The organism is Myxococcales bacterium (assembly GCA_022563535.1).
Classification (GTDB): domain Bacteria; phylum Myxococcota_A; class UBA9160; order UBA9160; family UBA4427; genus DUBZ01.
In genome coordinates this window covers 24,022-40,968 of the sequence record JADFNE010000038.1, presented here as the reverse complement: position 1 = coordinate 40,968, position 16,947 = coordinate 24,022, and the positions used below count along the sequence as shown (strand labels likewise).

Genomic DNA, 16,947 nt, shown 5'->3' with positions numbered 1-16,947 from the left:
ATCCCCAACCCCCGCTCCTCAAGGTCTGTAGAAGGTACTGGGGTGCCTTGCCCGGAGAACAATCTGCTCTTGCTCGGTTACAAAGGGGCAGCGTGAGTCTGCGCGACAAGCCACCATATCGCATCGAAGAGTTGCTCTCGCTGCTCGGTGTGAGCCGCCGCTTCATCTCTGACCGGATGGAACCCAAGGGGTCTGTGCGTTGGTGGAAAGTCGGCCAGATTGTGCTTCTAGACTACGACGATGTAGAGAAAACCTTCGGAAATCCCCGCGCGGAAAAGGAAATCAACGTTGATGCCGAGGTTGTTGACATTCTCGAGCGGATCGGCGGCTAGTATGCGGTCCATGAGCACACGCATTCGCACATACGTCGAAGTCAAGGGGAAGGATCGGGCGCACAGCCCGAAAGCCGATTGGCTTGTCGTCGTCTCGCAATACCAGGGCAAGAAGGCGACCACGCTGATCGGGCCGCCAACACCCGAGAATCACCGTCGCGCAAAGCTAATCAAGGAGAAGCTCGACAAAGTCCAGGCCACGGGTACGCTCGGAAAGGCCGCGCTCGGCATCCCATCATTCAGGTTGATGTCGGACCGATACCTGAAGGGCGGGGTAAAACTCCACAAGCTTGCCCCTACAACCGTAAAGACTCAGCGCACGCGCCTGACCGTGCTGAACGAAGAGTTCGCCGACATACCAATCGACACAATCACCCCTGAACTAATCATGGGTTGGTGGGAAAGATTCATCGTCGGCGGAAATCGTTCAACTGCAACTGGACAGCGATACCTCAGTGCAATTAGTTGTGTATATCAGTATGCGGCGCAGTCGGGCTTCAAGATCGACAACCCCGCGGCTGCGGTGCGGCGAACGATGCGAGGGACCGCACGTACCAAAGCCGACCGCCAGGAAGACACACGGAACCCGATTGAATCGCTTGACGAAGTCGAAGCCCTATTGGACGAGAGCCGGAAGCGGGGCTGCGAGTATGTGCACTTGTTGATTTTGCTCATGCTGGACGCTGGTCTACGGCGTGGTGAAGCTTTCGCGACTCGCCGAATTGACTGCCAGCTCGGGGAGAACATGCGAGACCGCTCGCGGGTCCTGGCAGTTGCGGAAAATCGGCCGATGGGGTTCGCTGCCGAGTTGCCCAAGAGTGGTCAGACGAGATGGGTGCCGATGAGCTGGCGGATCCGTTGCCACGTTCGGGAGTTCTTCGCGCTGGGATCCAACACTGAGCCATTGATTGCCGCATGGCCACATCACGAGGACTACTTCCAGCGGAAGGTCTTCGCGGATCTCTCAAAAGCAGCCGGGTTGGGCCGCCGTCTCCCAAAGGATCTGCGGGACACGTTCGCGTCTCACCTGCTGACCGCCGGTTGGGATACGACTCAGATCATGCGGTGGATGGGGCATGCGCCAGGATCCTGGGCGATGTTCCGAAAGCGGTACGCAAAGTGGATTTCGCGCCGTGAAGAGCAGGCTTGGCGGTCGCCGACTGAACTTCTCAACTGGCAGGTCCCTACTGACCTCCTGACGCATCCGCGTGTATGGACCCCAAAGCGACCCCAAACGGACCCCAAATCAGAGCCGAAAACACTGTAACTACTTGATTTTATGGTGGGCCCAGGGGGACTCGAACCCCCGACCGATGGATTAAAAGTCCACTGCTCTGCCAACTGAGCTATGGGCCCGGGCAGTGGGTACCACTGCCCTGTGGGCGTGTCGAGCCAGAATGGTGAGTGATTTCGCGGGTTAAAGGAGGGTCGCCTGCGACTTCGAAAGTTTTTCGCTTTATTTTCGCCTCACGGTTGTTTTCGCTTTATTTTCGCGTACTGTGAATCGAGTCTGCACGGGTTCATTCGAGGAACCAACTGCCGGCGGCTCCTCGAACGCCACCTAACTCCGAGAGCTCGGGGGAACAGCAGCGAGTAAAAGAGCGACGTGAAGAGAGAAGTAGAGAAGGAAGAAAGAAAATAAAAGAAAAGAAAAAGTCGGGTGGGAAGATGACCCCCTCAGATCACTTCCCGCCCGCACCAATTTTATTCCTGAGCAACGACAAGGAAACGTCAAGGAGAGGGAGAGCAAGAACCATGCGAAATGCACAACGGTCTGGATTGAATCGAGCGTCTATGAAAACTGCCAAATCAGCTGCCAACTCTGCAGCCAATGCCTCGCAGGTCCACACCCCGGGCAATTTCCGCGCCTGCGCGGCAGTCGTAACCACCGCACCGGTGAATTGGGAATCAATCCGCCAGCACCGGCGTCGCTAGTCGAGCGCGCAGGTTGACGTTACGAACGCGAACAAGAAAACAAGCACGCAGCAAAGAGGTCGTTGAGTTGATGTCACCCACCAACAACCATAAAGCGGGGCCGGGGAGCGCGGGCGCACCCTGCCCCGCCCTCACGTTTGTCGCGCTTCTACTACTGGTACTCTGCGCACGATTCTGATGCCGAAATCCGCGGTATTCGTCGCGAGCGGCAGATGGGCAGATGGGCAGATAGTAGGTAGAAAGACGCTCTCGCGCTCAATCCGGGTAGGTGAGATCGATCACGAGCGCACTGTGGTCGGAACCCGCGATCTCCAGAACCTCGAATGCCTCGACTTCCAGTCCGCGTATGAACCCGTGGTCAATGCGCAGTAGCTTGGGTCCACCGAGCCACGGACCCCAGGTCGGCACGGTCGAGGTTCCGGCCTTGGCCGCAAGTTCGGCGGCGGCATCGGTAAAACGCGAAGCCATGCGCCGGTACCAGGGCCAGCCGGGCGTCGCGTTGAAGTCGCCGACCATGAGTCTCGCGGGACCGGGTTGCGTCTCTTGATCGGCCCGTTCCAGGTAGGCGTCCAGTTCGCGCGCCTGATGCCAGCGCAAAGCGAGGCCGGGGCGCGGAGCCAGGATGTGGGGCGCGGCCACGTGGAGATTCGTGATCTCGACGGGGCCACTCAGGTGGTTCCAATCGCGGGACTCGAGGCGGGCCGTCAGCACGAAACCCCAGCTCATTGGAATGCGTTCAACGCAGACTGGAAAACGGCTCAGCAGCCCTCGCCCAACATAATTGTCGTCGGGGTAGATCTCACCGTGGTCAAATAGTTCTGTCAGGGGTTCGGCCTGTCCAAAGGAGACCTCCTGCAGGGCCAGCACGTCCACTGAAAGTGACGCGACCAGGTTGGCAAAGGCCTCGGGGTCGGCACCGCCGTTCTTGAGATTGGCGGACAGGATGCGAAAAGCTTTGCCCAACGGCGGTCATTCCTCATGATTCTCGCCGTCAATGCCCGCTTTGTGCACATGCCCGCAACGCGCCAACGACCCCTGATCCATCGGTCAGATAGAACCTCTAGTTTAGTGCCGCAGGTTCATCTCAGTGCTCCTGGGCTCAACTCCTGAAGAGATCCGTACACATGATAGTCTCGTCGCGTCCTGGGCCGACCGATATGAACGCCGCCTGGACTTCCACCAGGGCCTCGATGCGCTCGATGTAGCGACGCGCACGATCGGGCAGATCTTCGATCTGCCTGGCCTCCCTCAGGTCCTCGTCCCAACCCGGCATGCTCTCGTACACCGGCTCAGCCCGCGATACCTCGGCCATGGTCATGGGGAAATCATGGGTGAGCTTGCCGTCGATCCGGTACGCGGTGGCGATCTGGATTTCTTTGAAGCCACTCAGAATATCGAGCTTGTTGATCGCCAGATCCGTGATGCCGTTCACACAAACCGCCTCGCGCAACATCACGACGTCGAGCCAGCCACAGCGTCTTGGGCGTCCGGTCGTTGCACCGAACTCCGAGCCCGCTTTCCGCAGGCGTTCGCCGAGAGCGTTGTCGAGTTCCGAGGGAAAGGGTCCCGCACCCACCCGGGTGGTGTAGGCCTTGGTGATACCGAGTACCCGATCAATCTTTGTGGGCCCGATCCCGGAACCGGTGCACACGGCGCCGGCCACGCAATTGGAAGACGTGACAAAGGGATACGTCCCGTGATCGATGTCGAGGAAGGTGCCCTGGGCGCCCTCGAAGAGCACGCTCTTGCCTTCGCGCAGGGTGCGATCGAGGATCCTTCCGGTGTGATCGATGTAGGGCTCGAGTTCGCGCCCCCACCCGACTGCCGTTTCGATCAACACCTCTACGTCGATCGGGTCGGCCTTGTAGAAGTTCACCAACTCGAAGTTCTTCCACTCGGCGAACCCGCGCAATTTGGCCGCGAGTTCTTCGGGGTGCAGGAGATCGGCCATGCGGATCCCTCGGCGAGCCGCCTTGTCTTCGTAGGCCGGACCAATGCCTCGGCCGGTGGTGCCGATCTTCTTGTCCTCGCTCGCGGCACCTTCGCGGGCCTGATCCAGCACGAGGTGCCACGGCAAGATGACGTGCGCACGCCCGGAAACCCGGAGCCGCGAAGGATCCTTGAGAATCTTGCGCTCGGTCAAGGCCGCAATTTCGATCAACAGCGCGCCGGGATCGACCACAACCCCCGGACCGATCAAATTGATCTTGCCCGGGTGCAAAATACCTGACGGCACGATGTGCAGGACGGTCTTTTCCCCGTCCACCACGAGCGTATGCCCGGCGTTGTTACCGCCTTGAAAGCGTGCGACCAGGTCTGCTCTTGGCGCCAGCCAATCTACAATTTTCCCTTTACCCTCGTCGCCCCACTGGGCGCCTACCGCGACTACGGTCGCCATTGGCCTGCTGCTCCCATTGTTCTCGTGACTCCCATGACTACCAAATCCCAGTCGTCGTCCAGATACTAAAGCTCCACCAGGTGTGCCGCGATCATGTGTGGACTTTGGCGCAGCCGCTCCATGATCTCGTCGCTCGGTAGTTCGTCCACGTTCACCAACATCGCCGCCAGGTTGCGGTCCGGCAAGAGTGCCAGCTGCATACGGGAAATATTGAGTCCACCATCGCCCAGAATTGTACCGATGTTGCCCACCACGCCCGCTTCATCGTGGTTTTGAATGAAGATCGTCGGGCCTTCGGGGATCGCCTCGAGCATGAAGTCGTCGATGCGAACAATGCGTGGCTGCCCGCCGTGAAAGATCGTGCCGGCGATCAGCCGGTCTTCGGAACCGCGAACCCGCACGCTCACCAGGCTCGCAAAGTCCTGGGGCACCGTGACCTTGGACTCAATCACCTTGAGCCCGATCTCCTGGGCCACATTTCGGGCATTGACCATGTTGACGCCCTCTCGAACCGACTCGAGGATGCCCTTGAGAACCGCGATGGTAATGGGCGCAACGTTCAATTCCGCCACCTCACCCGCGTACTCGACTTCAACCTGTTCGATCGCCCCCACGCACAACTGACCCTGAAAACGACCGAGCTTTTCGGCCAGGCGCAGGAAGGGGCCAACTTCGCTCAGCAACTCGGGCGAGATCGAGGGCATGTTGATCGCATTGCGCACCACGTCGTTGAGCAGGTAGTCACAAATCTGTTCCGCCACCGCGACCGACACATTGATCTGCGCCTGTTCGGTTGACGCGCCGAGATGCGGCGTGCAAATTACGCGCTCGTGGTTGAGCAATGGATGGTCCGCGGGGGGGGGCTCTTCGACGAACACGTCGAGCCCAGCACCTCCGACCTGGCCGGATTCGAGGGCCTCTAGCAGAGCTTCTTCGTCGACGATCCCACCTCGGGCCGCGTTGATCACCAGCAGCCCTTTGCGCGCCTTGGCAAATGTCTCGCGGTTCAAGAGCCCGGTAGTGTCCTTGGTTTTCGGAACATGCACGGTAATGATGTCCGCACGCGCCAGAATCTCGTCAAAGTCTGAGACCAACTCGATATCGAGTTGCCGCGCCCGCTCGAGGGTCGTGAAGGGATCGTAGGCAATGACCTTCATCCCGAGCGCCTTGCCGCGCAACGCGACGATCCTTCCAATATTACCGAGACCCACGACCGCGAGCGTTCGATTGAAGAGTTCCATGCCCTGAAACTTCTTCTTTTCCCACTTGCCGGACTTCATCGATGCCGTGGCCTGAGGAATGTGACGTGCCAGTGCGACGAGCAACGCAATTGCGTGTTCAGCCGTCGTAATATTGTTGCCCTCGGGCGTGTTCAACACGGCAATTCCGCGATTCGTCGCGGCGGTGACATCTACGTTGTCTACCCCGATGCCCGCACGTCCGATGACCCGAAGCTTGTCGGCGGCGGCGATCACATCCGCGGTGACCTTGGTCGCACTGCGAATTGCCAGACCTTCGATATCGCCGATGACTTCGAGCAGTTCGCCCGGCGACATCCCCGTTTTTTCGATGACTTCAATCCCGTGAGCCTGTCGAAAAACTTCGAGGCCCTCCGCAGCGAGATCGTCCGATACCAGTACCTTGACCAACTGGTTTCTCCTCAGTCGTCCACTGCCCGCGCAAAAGGCCTTCGATCGGGGCGCGTGGCCGACACTTCTTAACCCTATCTATCTTTCCCTCGACGCGAGTCCGCGCAATCGTGCAAGTTGGATCCAATTTCAGCGGCGCGCGTGCGCGTGCCGGAGTTAGCCAGCCGAGTTAAGCTAAACCCTCGTCGTCGCAATGCTTTTGGTGCGGTGGCAAAGTTTGCCTGAGCCCGTGGAGGGTGTCAATTGCCAATCCCAGTTGCGGCACAGGCGGGCTTCAGTCCCGGTCCCGATTCTCCCCAGTTCGCAACCGGCTTGCCCTCTTGCCCGCGCCGACGCCAAGAGGCGGGGGAGTTGCTAAACCACCCAAGAACCGCGCCCAAACCAGCCCAATCGAGTCAATGATGAATTCCGAAGCCCATTCACCCCGCTGCGCCCAACAAATTCGCCCACTCGGGTCCGGCGTTTGGCTGCAGCGATGAGATCCGTTCTCGAACCTCTCGCGATTCGACCCCGCGGCCCCATCGACGCGAGGGTGCGGGTTCCCGGATCCAAGAGCATCACCAACCGGGCGCTCCCGATTGCTTTTCTCGCCGACGGGCAGAGCGAACTCGGCGGCTGCCTCTCGAGCGATGACACCCAGGTCATGTGCGACTCACTGCGGGCCTTGGGGGGACAAGTGGATGTCGATGGCAGCACTTTTCTCGTCACTGGCCACGGTCCGGAATTCGCCCCGCCGAGCGACCCTCTTTACGTCATGAACTCCGGGACCTCCGCGCGATTTCTCACGGCGGTCATGACGCTGGGGGCGGGCCCGGTCGTGATCGACGGAAACGAACGCATGCGCGAGCGGCCTATTTCGCATCTGCGCGACGCGCTCGAAGGCCTCGGCGCCCGGGTCGAGATCCTCGGCAAAAACGAATGCCCGCCAATCAAGGTGCTGGGCGGCGGCCTCCCGGGGGGCAGCGTGTATATGGACGCTTCTGCCTCGAGCCAATACGTCTCGGCCGTACTCATGGTCGCCCCCTACGCCCGACAGGACGTGCAGATTCACTTTCTCGGGGCCATCGTCTCGCGTCCTTATATTGATCTCACCCTCGAAGTGATGGGTGCGTTTGGGGTAGAGGCAAAGTGGGGCGCCACAAAAGGCGAACTCGGAGAGAACACCCTGCTGGTGAAGTCGGGTCAGCGCTATCAGCCCAGGGTGTATCACGTCGAACCAGACGCCTCGTCCGCGGTCTATCCCCTTTGCGCCGCCGCGATCACCGGGGGGCGCGTCCTGATCGAAGGCATTCCGGCAGATTCGATCCAGGCGGATCTCGCCATTCTGAATCTCCTCGAAGGGATGGGCTGTCAGGTGCGCCGCGAAGCAAACGCAATCGAACTCATCGGACCCAAGAATGGACTAACGAGTCTCGGCGAAGTCAACATGAACAATTCGCCGGATGCTGCCCTCGCCTACGCGGTGGTGTGCCTGTTTGCCGACGGGCCCACGCTGATCAAAGACATCTGGAACCTGAAGATCAAGGAGACCGACCGGCTGGCGGCACTCGAAACCGAATTGTGTCGCATGGGCGCACGCGCCGAAGCGGGAGAAGATTGGCTGCGCATTCAACCCGGGCCGCTCCACAACGCGACCATCGAAACCTATGACGACCATCGCATGGCCATGTCCTTTGCCCTGGCGGGGCTGCGAGTTCCCGGGATCAGCATCAAAGACCCGAGCTGTGTCTCGAAGACGTGGGGCAATTTCTTCGACGTGCTGGAGGATCTATAGGTGGAGGTGGGTGCCCCGGCAGGTACCCGAACAGGCGCACGAGTGGTGGCGCGCGGGCTGGAACGACGCTTCGGCGACCACGTCGCTCTCGCAGACATCCAACTAGAGATCGAACCCGGTGAAAGCTTTGGCCTGCTCGGGGCAAACGGTGCCGGCAAGACGACTTTCATCCGCATGGTCACGGGTTTTCTGGTGCCGAGCGCCGGCGAAATCACCGTCGATGGTCACTCACCGGTACTCGAACCTCGCGCTGTCCAGGAGCGTTTGGGCTTTGTTTCCGAATCCTCGCTGCTCTACCCCGAACTCTCGGTTACTCGCTTCCTTCGCTTTGCCGGGGGAATTCGCGGACTCGCAGGCGACGCGTTGGCGAGCGCGATGTCCCATGTGCTCGAACGCTTCGACCTCACTTCCGTGCGCGATCGGCGCATCGGCAACCTCTCAAAGGGTTTTCAGCAGCGCGTCTCTCTCGCCCAGGCCTTCATCCACCAACCGACTCTGGTGATCGCCGACGAACCGACCGGCGGCCTCGACCCACTACAGCGCGCGTACGTACACAAAAGCCTCGCGGATCTTCGCGGCCATCAGACGTTACTTCTGTGTACCCATGACCTGGCGGAAGCCCGGGCGCTGACCCAACGCGTGGCCATCCTGTTCGAGGGAAGGCTCGTCGCGCTCGGGCCAACCGAGGAGATCCTGGGCGATGGCCAGAGTCTCGACTTGTTTCGCGGCGTCTTTGCATCCAAAGCACCCGAGGCGGCAGCACCATGATTCGAACCTGGGCCTTGATGCGCAAAGAATGCAGCGTGCTCTTTGGATCGCCGATCGCGTACGGCGTGCTCTTCATGGTGACTCTGGTCACGGCGATCACCTTCTTCGAACACTTGCGCCTCTACAACCAGATTCTCTTTCTGTTTGCGAGCAATACCATGGGCGGCTTCGAATCCGACACGATTCCAACCCACGTAAACTTGATCGATACGGTCTTCAACCCCGTAATGGAACAACTCGGTGTACTGCTCATCATCCCCATCCCGCTGGTCACCATGCGGGTCTTTGCCGAAGAGCGACAACGCGGCACCGACGAACTTCTGTTGACGAGCGGCTTGACCCCCGCCCAGATCATCTTCTCGAAGTACAGCGTGACCCTCGGGTTCGTGGTCTTGATGATGGCCGTAAGTTTCGTCTACCCCGCGACGGCGATCGAGCAGGGTGGCCTCGGATGGAAGCACCTCGCAAGCGTTTTTCTCGGACTCTCGCTCCTCGCCACTGGGATCGCCGCAATTGGGCTCGTGTGCTCAGCAATCACCTCGAGCCAGATCGTGGCGGCGGCAACGACCGTGGCCTTCACCTTCATTCTCTACGATTTCGGCTGGACCCACGCCTTTGTCAGTGAATCGGTGGCGATCTCGCTCGACGCCATCGCGCTTCACGAGCGCTTCGCGCACATGTCCGAGGGCTTGATCCTGCTCTCAGATCTCGTCTACTTCTTCGCGCTCGTGATGATCTCGGCGGCGTTGACCCGGCTATCCATTGAGCTGCGACGAGTGGGCATATGAATCGCAAAGCCCTTCTTCTCGGCAGCATCGCCGCGGCTTTTGGACTCGCAAGTCATCGCCTACAGGGAGAGTTCAGCGTCTTTGCGACGGCGCATCTCGTCATCGGCCTGGCTGCACTGCTCTTCGCAGCGGTCGCAACACTTCACAAGATTCGCCGGACGAGGCGCGGGGTGCGGCTCGAATCCGTTTACCGGGTGCTGCTCTATACCGTGGTGCTTTCGGGCAGTGTCGTCTTGCTGGAACGGCTGGCCGCGCAATCCGAGCTGCGCTTCGACTTGACCTTCGAGGGGGAATTCCAGATTGCCCCGGCTACCCGCGACGCCCTTGCGCGGCTCGAGGGTCCGGTTTCCTTGACCTTGTTTCACGACCCGGGCGATCCCCGCATCCGCCGCACCCGGCTTTTGCTCGGAGAAATTGCCCGGGACCGCCCTGTCCAGATCCACACGCTCTTGATCGAAGAGTCACCCGGAGCGGAGGATCGCTTCGGGATCGGTTCCTCGAATACCGTCATCGTAGAACATGGCGACGACTGGATTCGAGTGTCACGTCCCACCGAAGGTGCGCTGTTCGAAGCCTTCGCCAGCCTCGCTCGGCGCGGGGACATCGTTCTCTACATCACCACGGGTAGCGGAGAAGGCAACATCGACGATGGATCTGCGTCGGGATTTTCAGGCCTGGCGGTGGGCTTTCAGACCGAGGGTTTCGATGTCCGCACCCTGCCCAGCGCGGTCATGAGCGAGATCCCCGAAGACGCGGATCTGGTGGTCGCGATCGGTCCACAGCGCAACATGCGCAGCGATGCGCTCGCGGCGCTGCGTGGCTACCTCGACTCCGGCGGCAGTCTGCTCGCCTTCATCGAACCCGGGGTCCAGAGCGGGCTCGAGGGACTGTTGGCCGAATTCGGTCTGCAATCTCCGGACGCCCTGGTGGTGGATCCAATCTCAGACCCGGTCGATGGCGATATCCGCGGGTTGAGTCCCATCGTGTTCAACTACGCGACACACCCCGTCACCGAAGGCCTCGAGCGCAACCGCAATACGGTCTTTCGTCGCGCTCGAAGTTTCGCACTGCACAAACCGCAACCGCGCGATGATCTCCAGGCCGTGGTCTACACCAGCGCTCACGCCTGGCTGCACGAAGGTCCACTCGAACTCGGTTCACGCGAACCGCCAACCATGCCGCCGGGCATCAGCGTGGGTTACCAGTATCTCGGCGTCGCCGGCCGCTACCCGCGTTCGGGTGGCGAGGCCCGAATCGTTGCCTTCGGCGACCGCGACTTCGCGTCAAACCGCTACCTGCGCGCCCTCTACAACCTCGACCTGGTCATGAACGCAGCGCACTGGGCCGTAGCCCGCCAAGATCGCATCACCCTGCGCCCCAAAAGTGCAGGGCTGATCCAGTTCCCCGTCCCCATCGCCAACTCATTGAAGGCCTTCTACGGAGTCGGCCTCCTGATCCCAGAAATCCTGCTCATCGCCGGAGGCCTGACCTGGCTCCACCACCGCCAGTCCTAACCCACAAAATTTAGACCGCAGCCCCCCTTCGCTCCGCCGATTCTGGCGTCCCCCGACCAAAGTCAAAACCAAATCCCTCTATTGAATCTCCAAAGCTCCCGTAGGCTGCTCCGTCGAAATCGCAATCCCTTTGGCCCCAGCCTGCTGTGCAAGATCCAAAATATTGACCGCTCGCCCCAACGCAACACTCGCATCGCCCCGCAGAATCACGATCTTGTCGTCCGCCTGTTCGAGCGCAACTTCGAGCAACCGCAACACCGATCCGGGTTCCGCCAGCTGATCGTTGATCAGAATTTCCCCTTCGGCGCTCATCGAAACAATAACACCGTTTGGTGTAGTGTCCTCCGCCACCGAGGCGTCCGGAAGATCGATGTTCTTGCCCTCTTCCACGATCACGCTGCTCGTGACCATGAAGATGATCAACAAAACCAGAAAAATATCGGTGAGTGGAGTCACGTTGATCTCGGCGACGATCTCGTCGCCAACATCTTCGATTCCTCCGCCAATCGGTTTGGCGCCCATCTCAGGACTCGCTTTCGCCGGCGCTGGTTTCTGCGTTGGTTTCTACATAGATGAGCGCCTGCACGAGCCGTTCGCTCGCCCGGGCGTAGACCGCGTTCAGGGATCCGATCCGGATCTGCAGATAATTGAAGAAGATCAGGGCGACGATCGCTACCCCGAGCCCGGCGGCCGTTGCGATCAACGCCTCAGACAAGTTCGCCGACACCACCTGAAAGCCGGTATCGCCGCTTCTCGACATCACCCCGAATGCGCGAATGATGCCCACCACCGTGCCAAACAATCCGACGAAGGGCGCGAGTGATCCGACGGTACCAATCATCCAGACGCCGCGTTTGAGTCCACTGGCGAGTTCAGCGCGCCGGGTCGCCAGGACGCGATCCAAATCTTCGGCCGCGACGTTGTTCCAACCCAGGGCTTCGTGAAACGCCGCTGCCACCGGAAGTTTCGAATCGGCGCAGATGCGCTTTGCAGCTTCGAGGTCCCGACGCACGATGGCATCGATCGTCGACGCTGCCATCCGGCGAGACGACGCTTCGAGACCTTTGAAGCTCACGAGCCGCTCGCAAAACACGGAGATGCTGATGATGGAACCGATCGCCAGCGGAATGTTGGATAGCCATCCCATGATGATGAGATCGATGAAGTGCTCGCTTGTAAACATGGACTTCCCTCTCGAGAATCTGCGCGGGATCAGGGCGGTCGTCGGCACCCGAGATTAACGGAGGCCCAAGTGACCTGCACAGGCTCGGGCTCGGTAACCCGAGGTACCAGTTTCGAGTCTGTGTGGACGGGAACCGAGCGGCGCGGAGCAGCGTCCTACCCGGAGCCGCCTCGAGTGCGCTATCTCGTGATCCAGGGGAATGGATCGCAGCACTGCCCTGCTTCCCCGATGACCCGCAGCGTACTGAGCCTACCGGTGAGGGACCCAAGCGAGCGATGAGTCGCAGCCTGAAATCGAATCGCAAACGATCGAGAGTGCACACAGCACCCCGACTTCGCATGGGCGCGCCCGGGAGCATTTTCAAGACCGGTCAACCGCTCGACCCCCTGGTCGTTGCCGCGAGCGCGGCTGCGCTGCCGGGGCTCAGCATGCCCGAACCCGAAGACCGCAGGCGGATTTTGATTTCCAGCGCGGCGTCGGCACTGCTTCACATCTTGATCATCACAAGCATCGCCTTGCTGGGAACCATCGCGAAACAGGCGGCCGAAAAATTGATTCCGGTCGTTATCTTGAACGAGCCGATCGAACTGCCGGGCTCGAATGATCCCTCTCCCCTGCCGATTCCCAAGCTGCTCTCGGCGCCGATGGCCAGCGTCGTCCCTCCAGCGATGGAGCCGGTCAACCTCGCGGCGGTTCCCGCACCGAGGATCGAAGCAACGAGCCTCGATCTCGTCGCGCCCAAGTCACTGGATCTGACCGAGGTCATGAACGCTCCGCTGGCGCCCCAGGCCGAAATCCACGCTACCCCGAGCGCAGCAGACATCAGCGCAATTCAACCGTTGGAAATCGCCGCCGCCGATCTCGTCGCACCCGAGGTCGAGATCAGCGGTCCCAGCGCGGTTGCAATCCGGACGGCCACGGACCTCGTCGCCCCACATGCCTTCGATACTTTGTCGGAGCTGAACGCGACCCATTACAAGGGAGCTGCGACTGCGGTGCCGACGGCCATCGCAGGCAGCGAAACTGGCGGGACCACGATCGCGACAGGGATTTCCGCCGAATACCTTGCCGCGGGATTTGCGGGCGGTGATCCCAACGCCGTCGCCACGATCTCTTGCCTGCAGAGTGCTTTTGTTCAGCGCTATTTGGATGAAATCACGCGCCGCACCTACGCTCGATGGGAGCCCCCGCTGGACGCCAGCCCCGACGACGTGGTCCAGTTTCGTATCGCGATCGATCAATCGGGATCTATCGCGAAGCTCGAGATGATCGAATCGACAAGCCGACCCTTTGCCGAAAGTGCCATGATCGCCTACCGGAACGCTGCGCCGTTCCCACCCCTCAACGACAAAAATCGCTGTCTTACCGAAAAAATCTTCAGGCTTACCTTCAGCAATCCTGAAGTGCCCTGAGAGATTGCTTACTCTCCTCGCCCTATGACGCGCAGAACGCCCTGCAATTTTCTCTTGATCGCCGCTGTTGCTATTAGAGTTGTAATTGAAGCTGTAATTGGAGTTATGATTGGATTGGGACTCGGTTTCACCACACCCGCCCGAGCGACCGAGACTGAGTGCATCCCCATCGTCTTGCTCTACGACGAAAACGAAGAATTGAGCGAACGACGCAGCGACACCAACCGCGATTGCAGCCACGATGAGTTCGTCTTCTACGAGCAAGGCAAGCCCGTGCGCTCCGAGCGCGACCGCGATCACGATGGCCGGCTCGACTCGTGGAGCCAGTACGCAGACGGCCACATTCGTCTGCGCGAACTCGACACCACTGGCGACGCCGCCGTCGATCGCTGGATCGACTACGCCGACGATCTCCCAGTGCGCCAGCGAGACGACACCAACGCAGACAGCCAGGTAGACATCCGCAGCGAATTCATTGACGGCGAGGCAAGCCGGCGGGAAGAGGATCGCGATTTCGACGGGCGCTTTGATCGTTGGACCTTTTACCTGGGCGGGAAGCCGAGCGTTGTGGAAGAAGACCGGGATCGCGACGGGCGAGTCGATCTCCACGCCGAATTCGATCTCGACGGCAGCAAACTGCTGGAGCACCAGGACAACAACGGGGACGGCAAATTCAACCTCTCGCTCTACTTCCGCGACGGCCAAACCATTCGCGCCGAAGAAGATACGACCGGAGACGGCAACAAAGATGTCGTCACAACCTATGCGGATTCGTCGATCACACTGCGCCGAGCCGACACCACTGGAGACGGCCGTTTCGACACCCGGATCGAGTACCGGCTGGGAATCCAGCGAGAACGAATCTTCGACTCCAAACTCGACGGCCGGCCAGAAGTCCACGCGTTCCTCGACCCGGCTGGCAATCTCGAGCGCGAGGAGATCGACACCAAGAACGCGGGCTACCCAGACATCACCCGATTCTATCAAGGGGGTGTGAAAACCAAGGAAGTCGAAGACCCGGACGGCGATGGAGTCCCCAACCTCGTCACCTTGTTCCGAGATGAACTCATCAGCGAACAGCACGTGGATTCGAACGGCGACGGCCAACTCGACACCGCAATTTTCTTTACCGAAGGCCGCAAAACGCATCAGGGAGAGGATCGCAACGGCGATGGCGACGTCGACGTCCGCTACCAGTTCGACCTCGAAGAGAGGATCAGCCGGGAAGAACTCGACAGCGAGCCCGACGGATTTTTCGAAACCACCAGCCTATTCGACGAGGGTTTGATCGTCGAGCGCAGCATCGATTCTCGCCGGCGCGGCAAGCCCGACCGCACCGAGTACTACGAGAACGGGGTGCTGATTCGCGTCGAACTCGACGAAAATTTCGACGGCGAAATCGACAGCTGGAGTTTCTATGCATCCGAAGGCGATTTTGTGGGCGCCCTCATTCGTCGCGAACAAGACCAGAATCACGACCAATGGGTAGACCTGTGGATCGTTTTCGACCCCGACAGCAAACAACCGCTCACGGTCTTTAGCGACAGCAACGGCGACGGTGACGCCGACACGTTTCGCTACAACGACGAACTGGGAAAACTCCAGCGGGTCGATCGAGATCGAAATGCCGACGGCAAGACCGACGAGCGCTTCTTCCATGTGGACGAAGTCGCGATCCGCTACGAACGCGACGACGACTACGATGGGCGGTTTGAAACCCGAGGCCAACTCGATCCGGAAGGCCGCGTCAGCGTATTTGAACGGGACACCACGGGCGATCGCCTGTTCGATTTGCGCCAACACTTCGAAGCCGACAGCAAGATCCTGGAAGAGCGAGACACCCGGGCAGACAGTCGCTTCGACATCGTGACCTATTTCGAAGCGGGAATTCGGGTGCGACAAGAAATCGACACGACCGGCGACGGTCAGATCGATTCGACGCTCTACTTTTCCGCAGACCAGCAGGTTCGCCAGGAGCGCGACCGCAACGGGGACGGCGCGATCGACCTATGGGTGGAACTCGATGCCGCCGGAAAACCCCTGCGCGAAAAATTCGACACTAACTTTGACAACAAAATCGACGCGGTACGAATTCACCGAGCAGGTCTGATTCAACGCGAGGAGCGTGATCGAGATTTCGACGGACGCTTCGAAGAGGTGAGCCGATACATAGCCGGCACACTCGTCGAGACCACAATTCACGACGGCGATCTCGCCGGCGCCTGGATCGCAAAGCTCGTCTATGAGAAGGGCCGCAAGGTCGAGCAACTCGAGGACCGCAACCGCGATGGCAAGGCGGATCTCCGCACCCACTTCGCAAGCGACGGCACCACGATCACCCGCAGCCAGGACGACGCGGACTTCGACGGACGCTTCGAAACCACGCGTCACTTCAAAGCCGGTCAGGTCGTTCGCAGCGAGACGGACGCGGACGGAGACGGCGAGATCGAATTGACCGTGTTTTACAAGAATGGCAGCGCGAACCTGCTCGAGATGCGCAGTGCCGGCCGAAACTGCGTCGACATCCGGCGCTGGCTGAACAAAGATGGCGACGTCACGGCCGAAGAGAAAGACTCCGATGGCGACTGTAAATACGACGAGTGGAACTACTACAAGAACGGGCGACTGTTTCGCCGCGCGCGAGACACCGAGGGACGCGGTCGTGCGCATCTCCTCTACGAATTCGATGAGCGGGGGAAGCTCGTCATTCAGGAGATGGCAAGGGGCAAGACGGCCAGGCCGGACCAGAAGGTTTTTTATGCCAGTTCCGGCCAGGTGACCCGTCAATGCACAGACAAGGACGGCGACGGCGATTTCGAGGTGCAACTCTCATTCGCAAACGGGGTGGCTTCCCACGCGTTGATCGACAGCGAAAACCGGGGCGTGACGGACCGGCGCGAGCTCTATCGCAACGGTGAGTTGGTCGGGGTCGAAGCCGACACCAACGGTGACGGGCGGCCCGACGTCGTGCAGATATATCGGGGACAAACGGTCGTCCAGCAAGACGAAGACACCGACTTCGATGGGCGGATCGACCTGCGGTTCCGAAACGGCGAACCCGTGGTTCTTGAAAACCCGGTAGAGGCACCCGGGGAAATCCCTGAGATCGACTGCGGAAGTTTCAGCAGTTTCTGGGAATGAAGTTCGACATCGACGCCAGATTCCGTCCAACCCATCACTTTTCTGTGAGGTTT

General features: G+C 60.2%; 13 protein-coding genes and 1 tRNA gene. 8 read left to right on the top strand and 6 right to left on the bottom strand.

The genetic code is table 11. The features are described from left to right. The first annotated feature begins 92 nt into the window (after positions 1 to 92). Both IH881_12795 and IH881_12790 read left to right on the top strand, forming a co-directional pair. Entirely contained in the window at positions 93 to 332 is a 240-nt protein-coding gene (locus IH881_12795) for a hypothetical protein (protein ID MCH7868564.1), read from the top strand. A gap of 10 nt (positions 333 to 342) precedes the next feature. After that, positions 343 to 1,599 carry a tyrosine-type recombinase/integrase gene (locus IH881_12790; protein MCH7868563.1) on the top strand — a complete coding sequence of 419 codons (1,257 nt, stop codon included), beginning with the start codon at positions 343 to 345 and terminating at the stop codon, positions 1,597 to 1,599. 13 nt (positions 1,600 to 1,612) lie between these two features. On the opposite strand, the gene IH881_12785 is transcribed toward IH881_12790, so the two are convergent. The 4 genes from IH881_12785 to IH881_12770 all read right to left on the bottom strand — a co-directional run bounded on the left by IH881_12785 (position 1,613) and on the right by IH881_12770 (position 6,314). Next, a tRNA-Lys gene (locus IH881_12785) sits at positions 1,613 to 1,688 on the bottom strand. An 834-nt stretch (positions 1,689 to 2,522) separates the two neighbouring features. Next, positions 2,523 to 3,230 carry an endonuclease/exonuclease/phosphatase family protein gene (locus tag IH881_12780; GenBank protein ID MCH7868562.1) on the bottom strand — a complete coding sequence of 236 codons (708 nt, stop codon included), beginning with the start codon at positions 3,228 to 3,230 and terminating at the stop codon, positions 2,523 to 2,525. Positions 3,231 to 3,366: 136 nt separating this feature from the next. After that, positions 3,367 to 4,665 (bottom strand): adenylosuccinate synthase, encoded by a 1,299-nt coding sequence (locus tag IH881_12775; protein MCH7868561.1) that lies wholly within the window; start codon positions 4,663 to 4,665, stop codon positions 3,367 to 3,369. 65 nt (positions 4,666 to 4,730) lie between these two features. Further along, a complete protein-coding gene (locus IH881_12770; protein MCH7868560.1) occupies positions 4,731 to 6,314 on the bottom strand; it encodes a phosphoglycerate dehydrogenase in 1,584 nt (527 codons plus the stop codon). A gap of 475 nt (positions 6,315 to 6,789) precedes the next feature. Between IH881_12770 and aroA the strand changes: the two genes are divergently transcribed. Genes aroA through IH881_12750 form a run of 4 tightly spaced genes read left to right on the top strand, consistent with a single transcriptional unit; the run spans position 6,790 to position 11,158 of the window. After that, on the top strand, positions 6,790 to 8,088 hold the full coding sequence (gene aroA, locus IH881_12765) for a 3-phosphoshikimate 1-carboxyvinyltransferase (protein ID MCH7868559.1): 1,299 nt from the start codon (positions 6,790 to 6,792) through the stop codon (positions 8,086 to 8,088). Continuing rightward, positions 8,089 to 8,856 carry an ABC transporter ATP-binding protein gene (locus IH881_12760; protein MCH7868558.1) on the top strand — a complete coding sequence of 256 codons (768 nt, stop codon included), beginning with the start codon at positions 8,089 to 8,091 and terminating at the stop codon, positions 8,854 to 8,856. Then, a complete protein-coding gene (locus tag IH881_12755; protein ID MCH7868557.1) occupies positions 8,853 to 9,644 on the top strand; it encodes an ABC transporter permease in 792 nt (263 codons plus the stop codon). The genes IH881_12760 and IH881_12755 overlap by 4 nt, the downstream gene beginning before the upstream one ends. Continuing rightward, positions 9,641 to 11,158, top strand: coding sequence for a Gldg family protein (locus IH881_12750; protein ID MCH7868556.1), 1,518 nt, complete (start codon positions 9,641 to 9,643; stop codon positions 11,156 to 11,158). The genes IH881_12755 and IH881_12750 overlap by 4 nt, the downstream gene beginning before the upstream one ends. A 78-nt stretch (positions 11,159 to 11,236) precedes the next feature. Here the strand turns inward: IH881_12750 and IH881_12745 are convergent, their stop codons facing one another. Then, positions 11,237 to 11,680 carry a biopolymer transporter ExbD gene (locus tag IH881_12745; protein ID MCH7868555.1) on the bottom strand — a complete coding sequence of 148 codons (444 nt, stop codon included), beginning with the start codon at positions 11,678 to 11,680 and terminating at the stop codon, positions 11,237 to 11,239. A gap of 1 nt (position 11,681) precedes the next feature. Beyond that, positions 11,682 to 12,341, bottom strand: a complete 660-nt coding sequence (locus IH881_12740) for a MotA/TolQ/ExbB proton channel family protein (GenBank protein ID MCH7868554.1) — start codon at positions 12,339 to 12,341, stop codon at positions 11,682 to 11,684. A 314-nt stretch (positions 12,342 to 12,655) separates the two neighbouring features. Between IH881_12740 and IH881_12735 the strand changes: the two genes are divergently transcribed. Both IH881_12735 and IH881_12730 read left to right on the top strand, forming a co-directional pair. Next, entirely contained in the window at positions 12,656 to 13,753 is a 1,098-nt protein-coding gene (locus IH881_12735) for a TonB C-terminal domain-containing protein (protein ID MCH7868553.1), read from the top strand. A gap of 105 nt (positions 13,754 to 13,858) precedes the next feature. Then, positions 13,859 to 16,894 carry a hypothetical protein gene (locus IH881_12730; protein ID MCH7868552.1) on the top strand — a complete coding sequence of 1,012 codons (3,036 nt, stop codon included), beginning with the start codon at positions 13,859 to 13,861 and terminating at the stop codon, positions 16,892 to 16,894. Positions 16,895 to 16,947 lie beyond the last annotated feature (53 nt).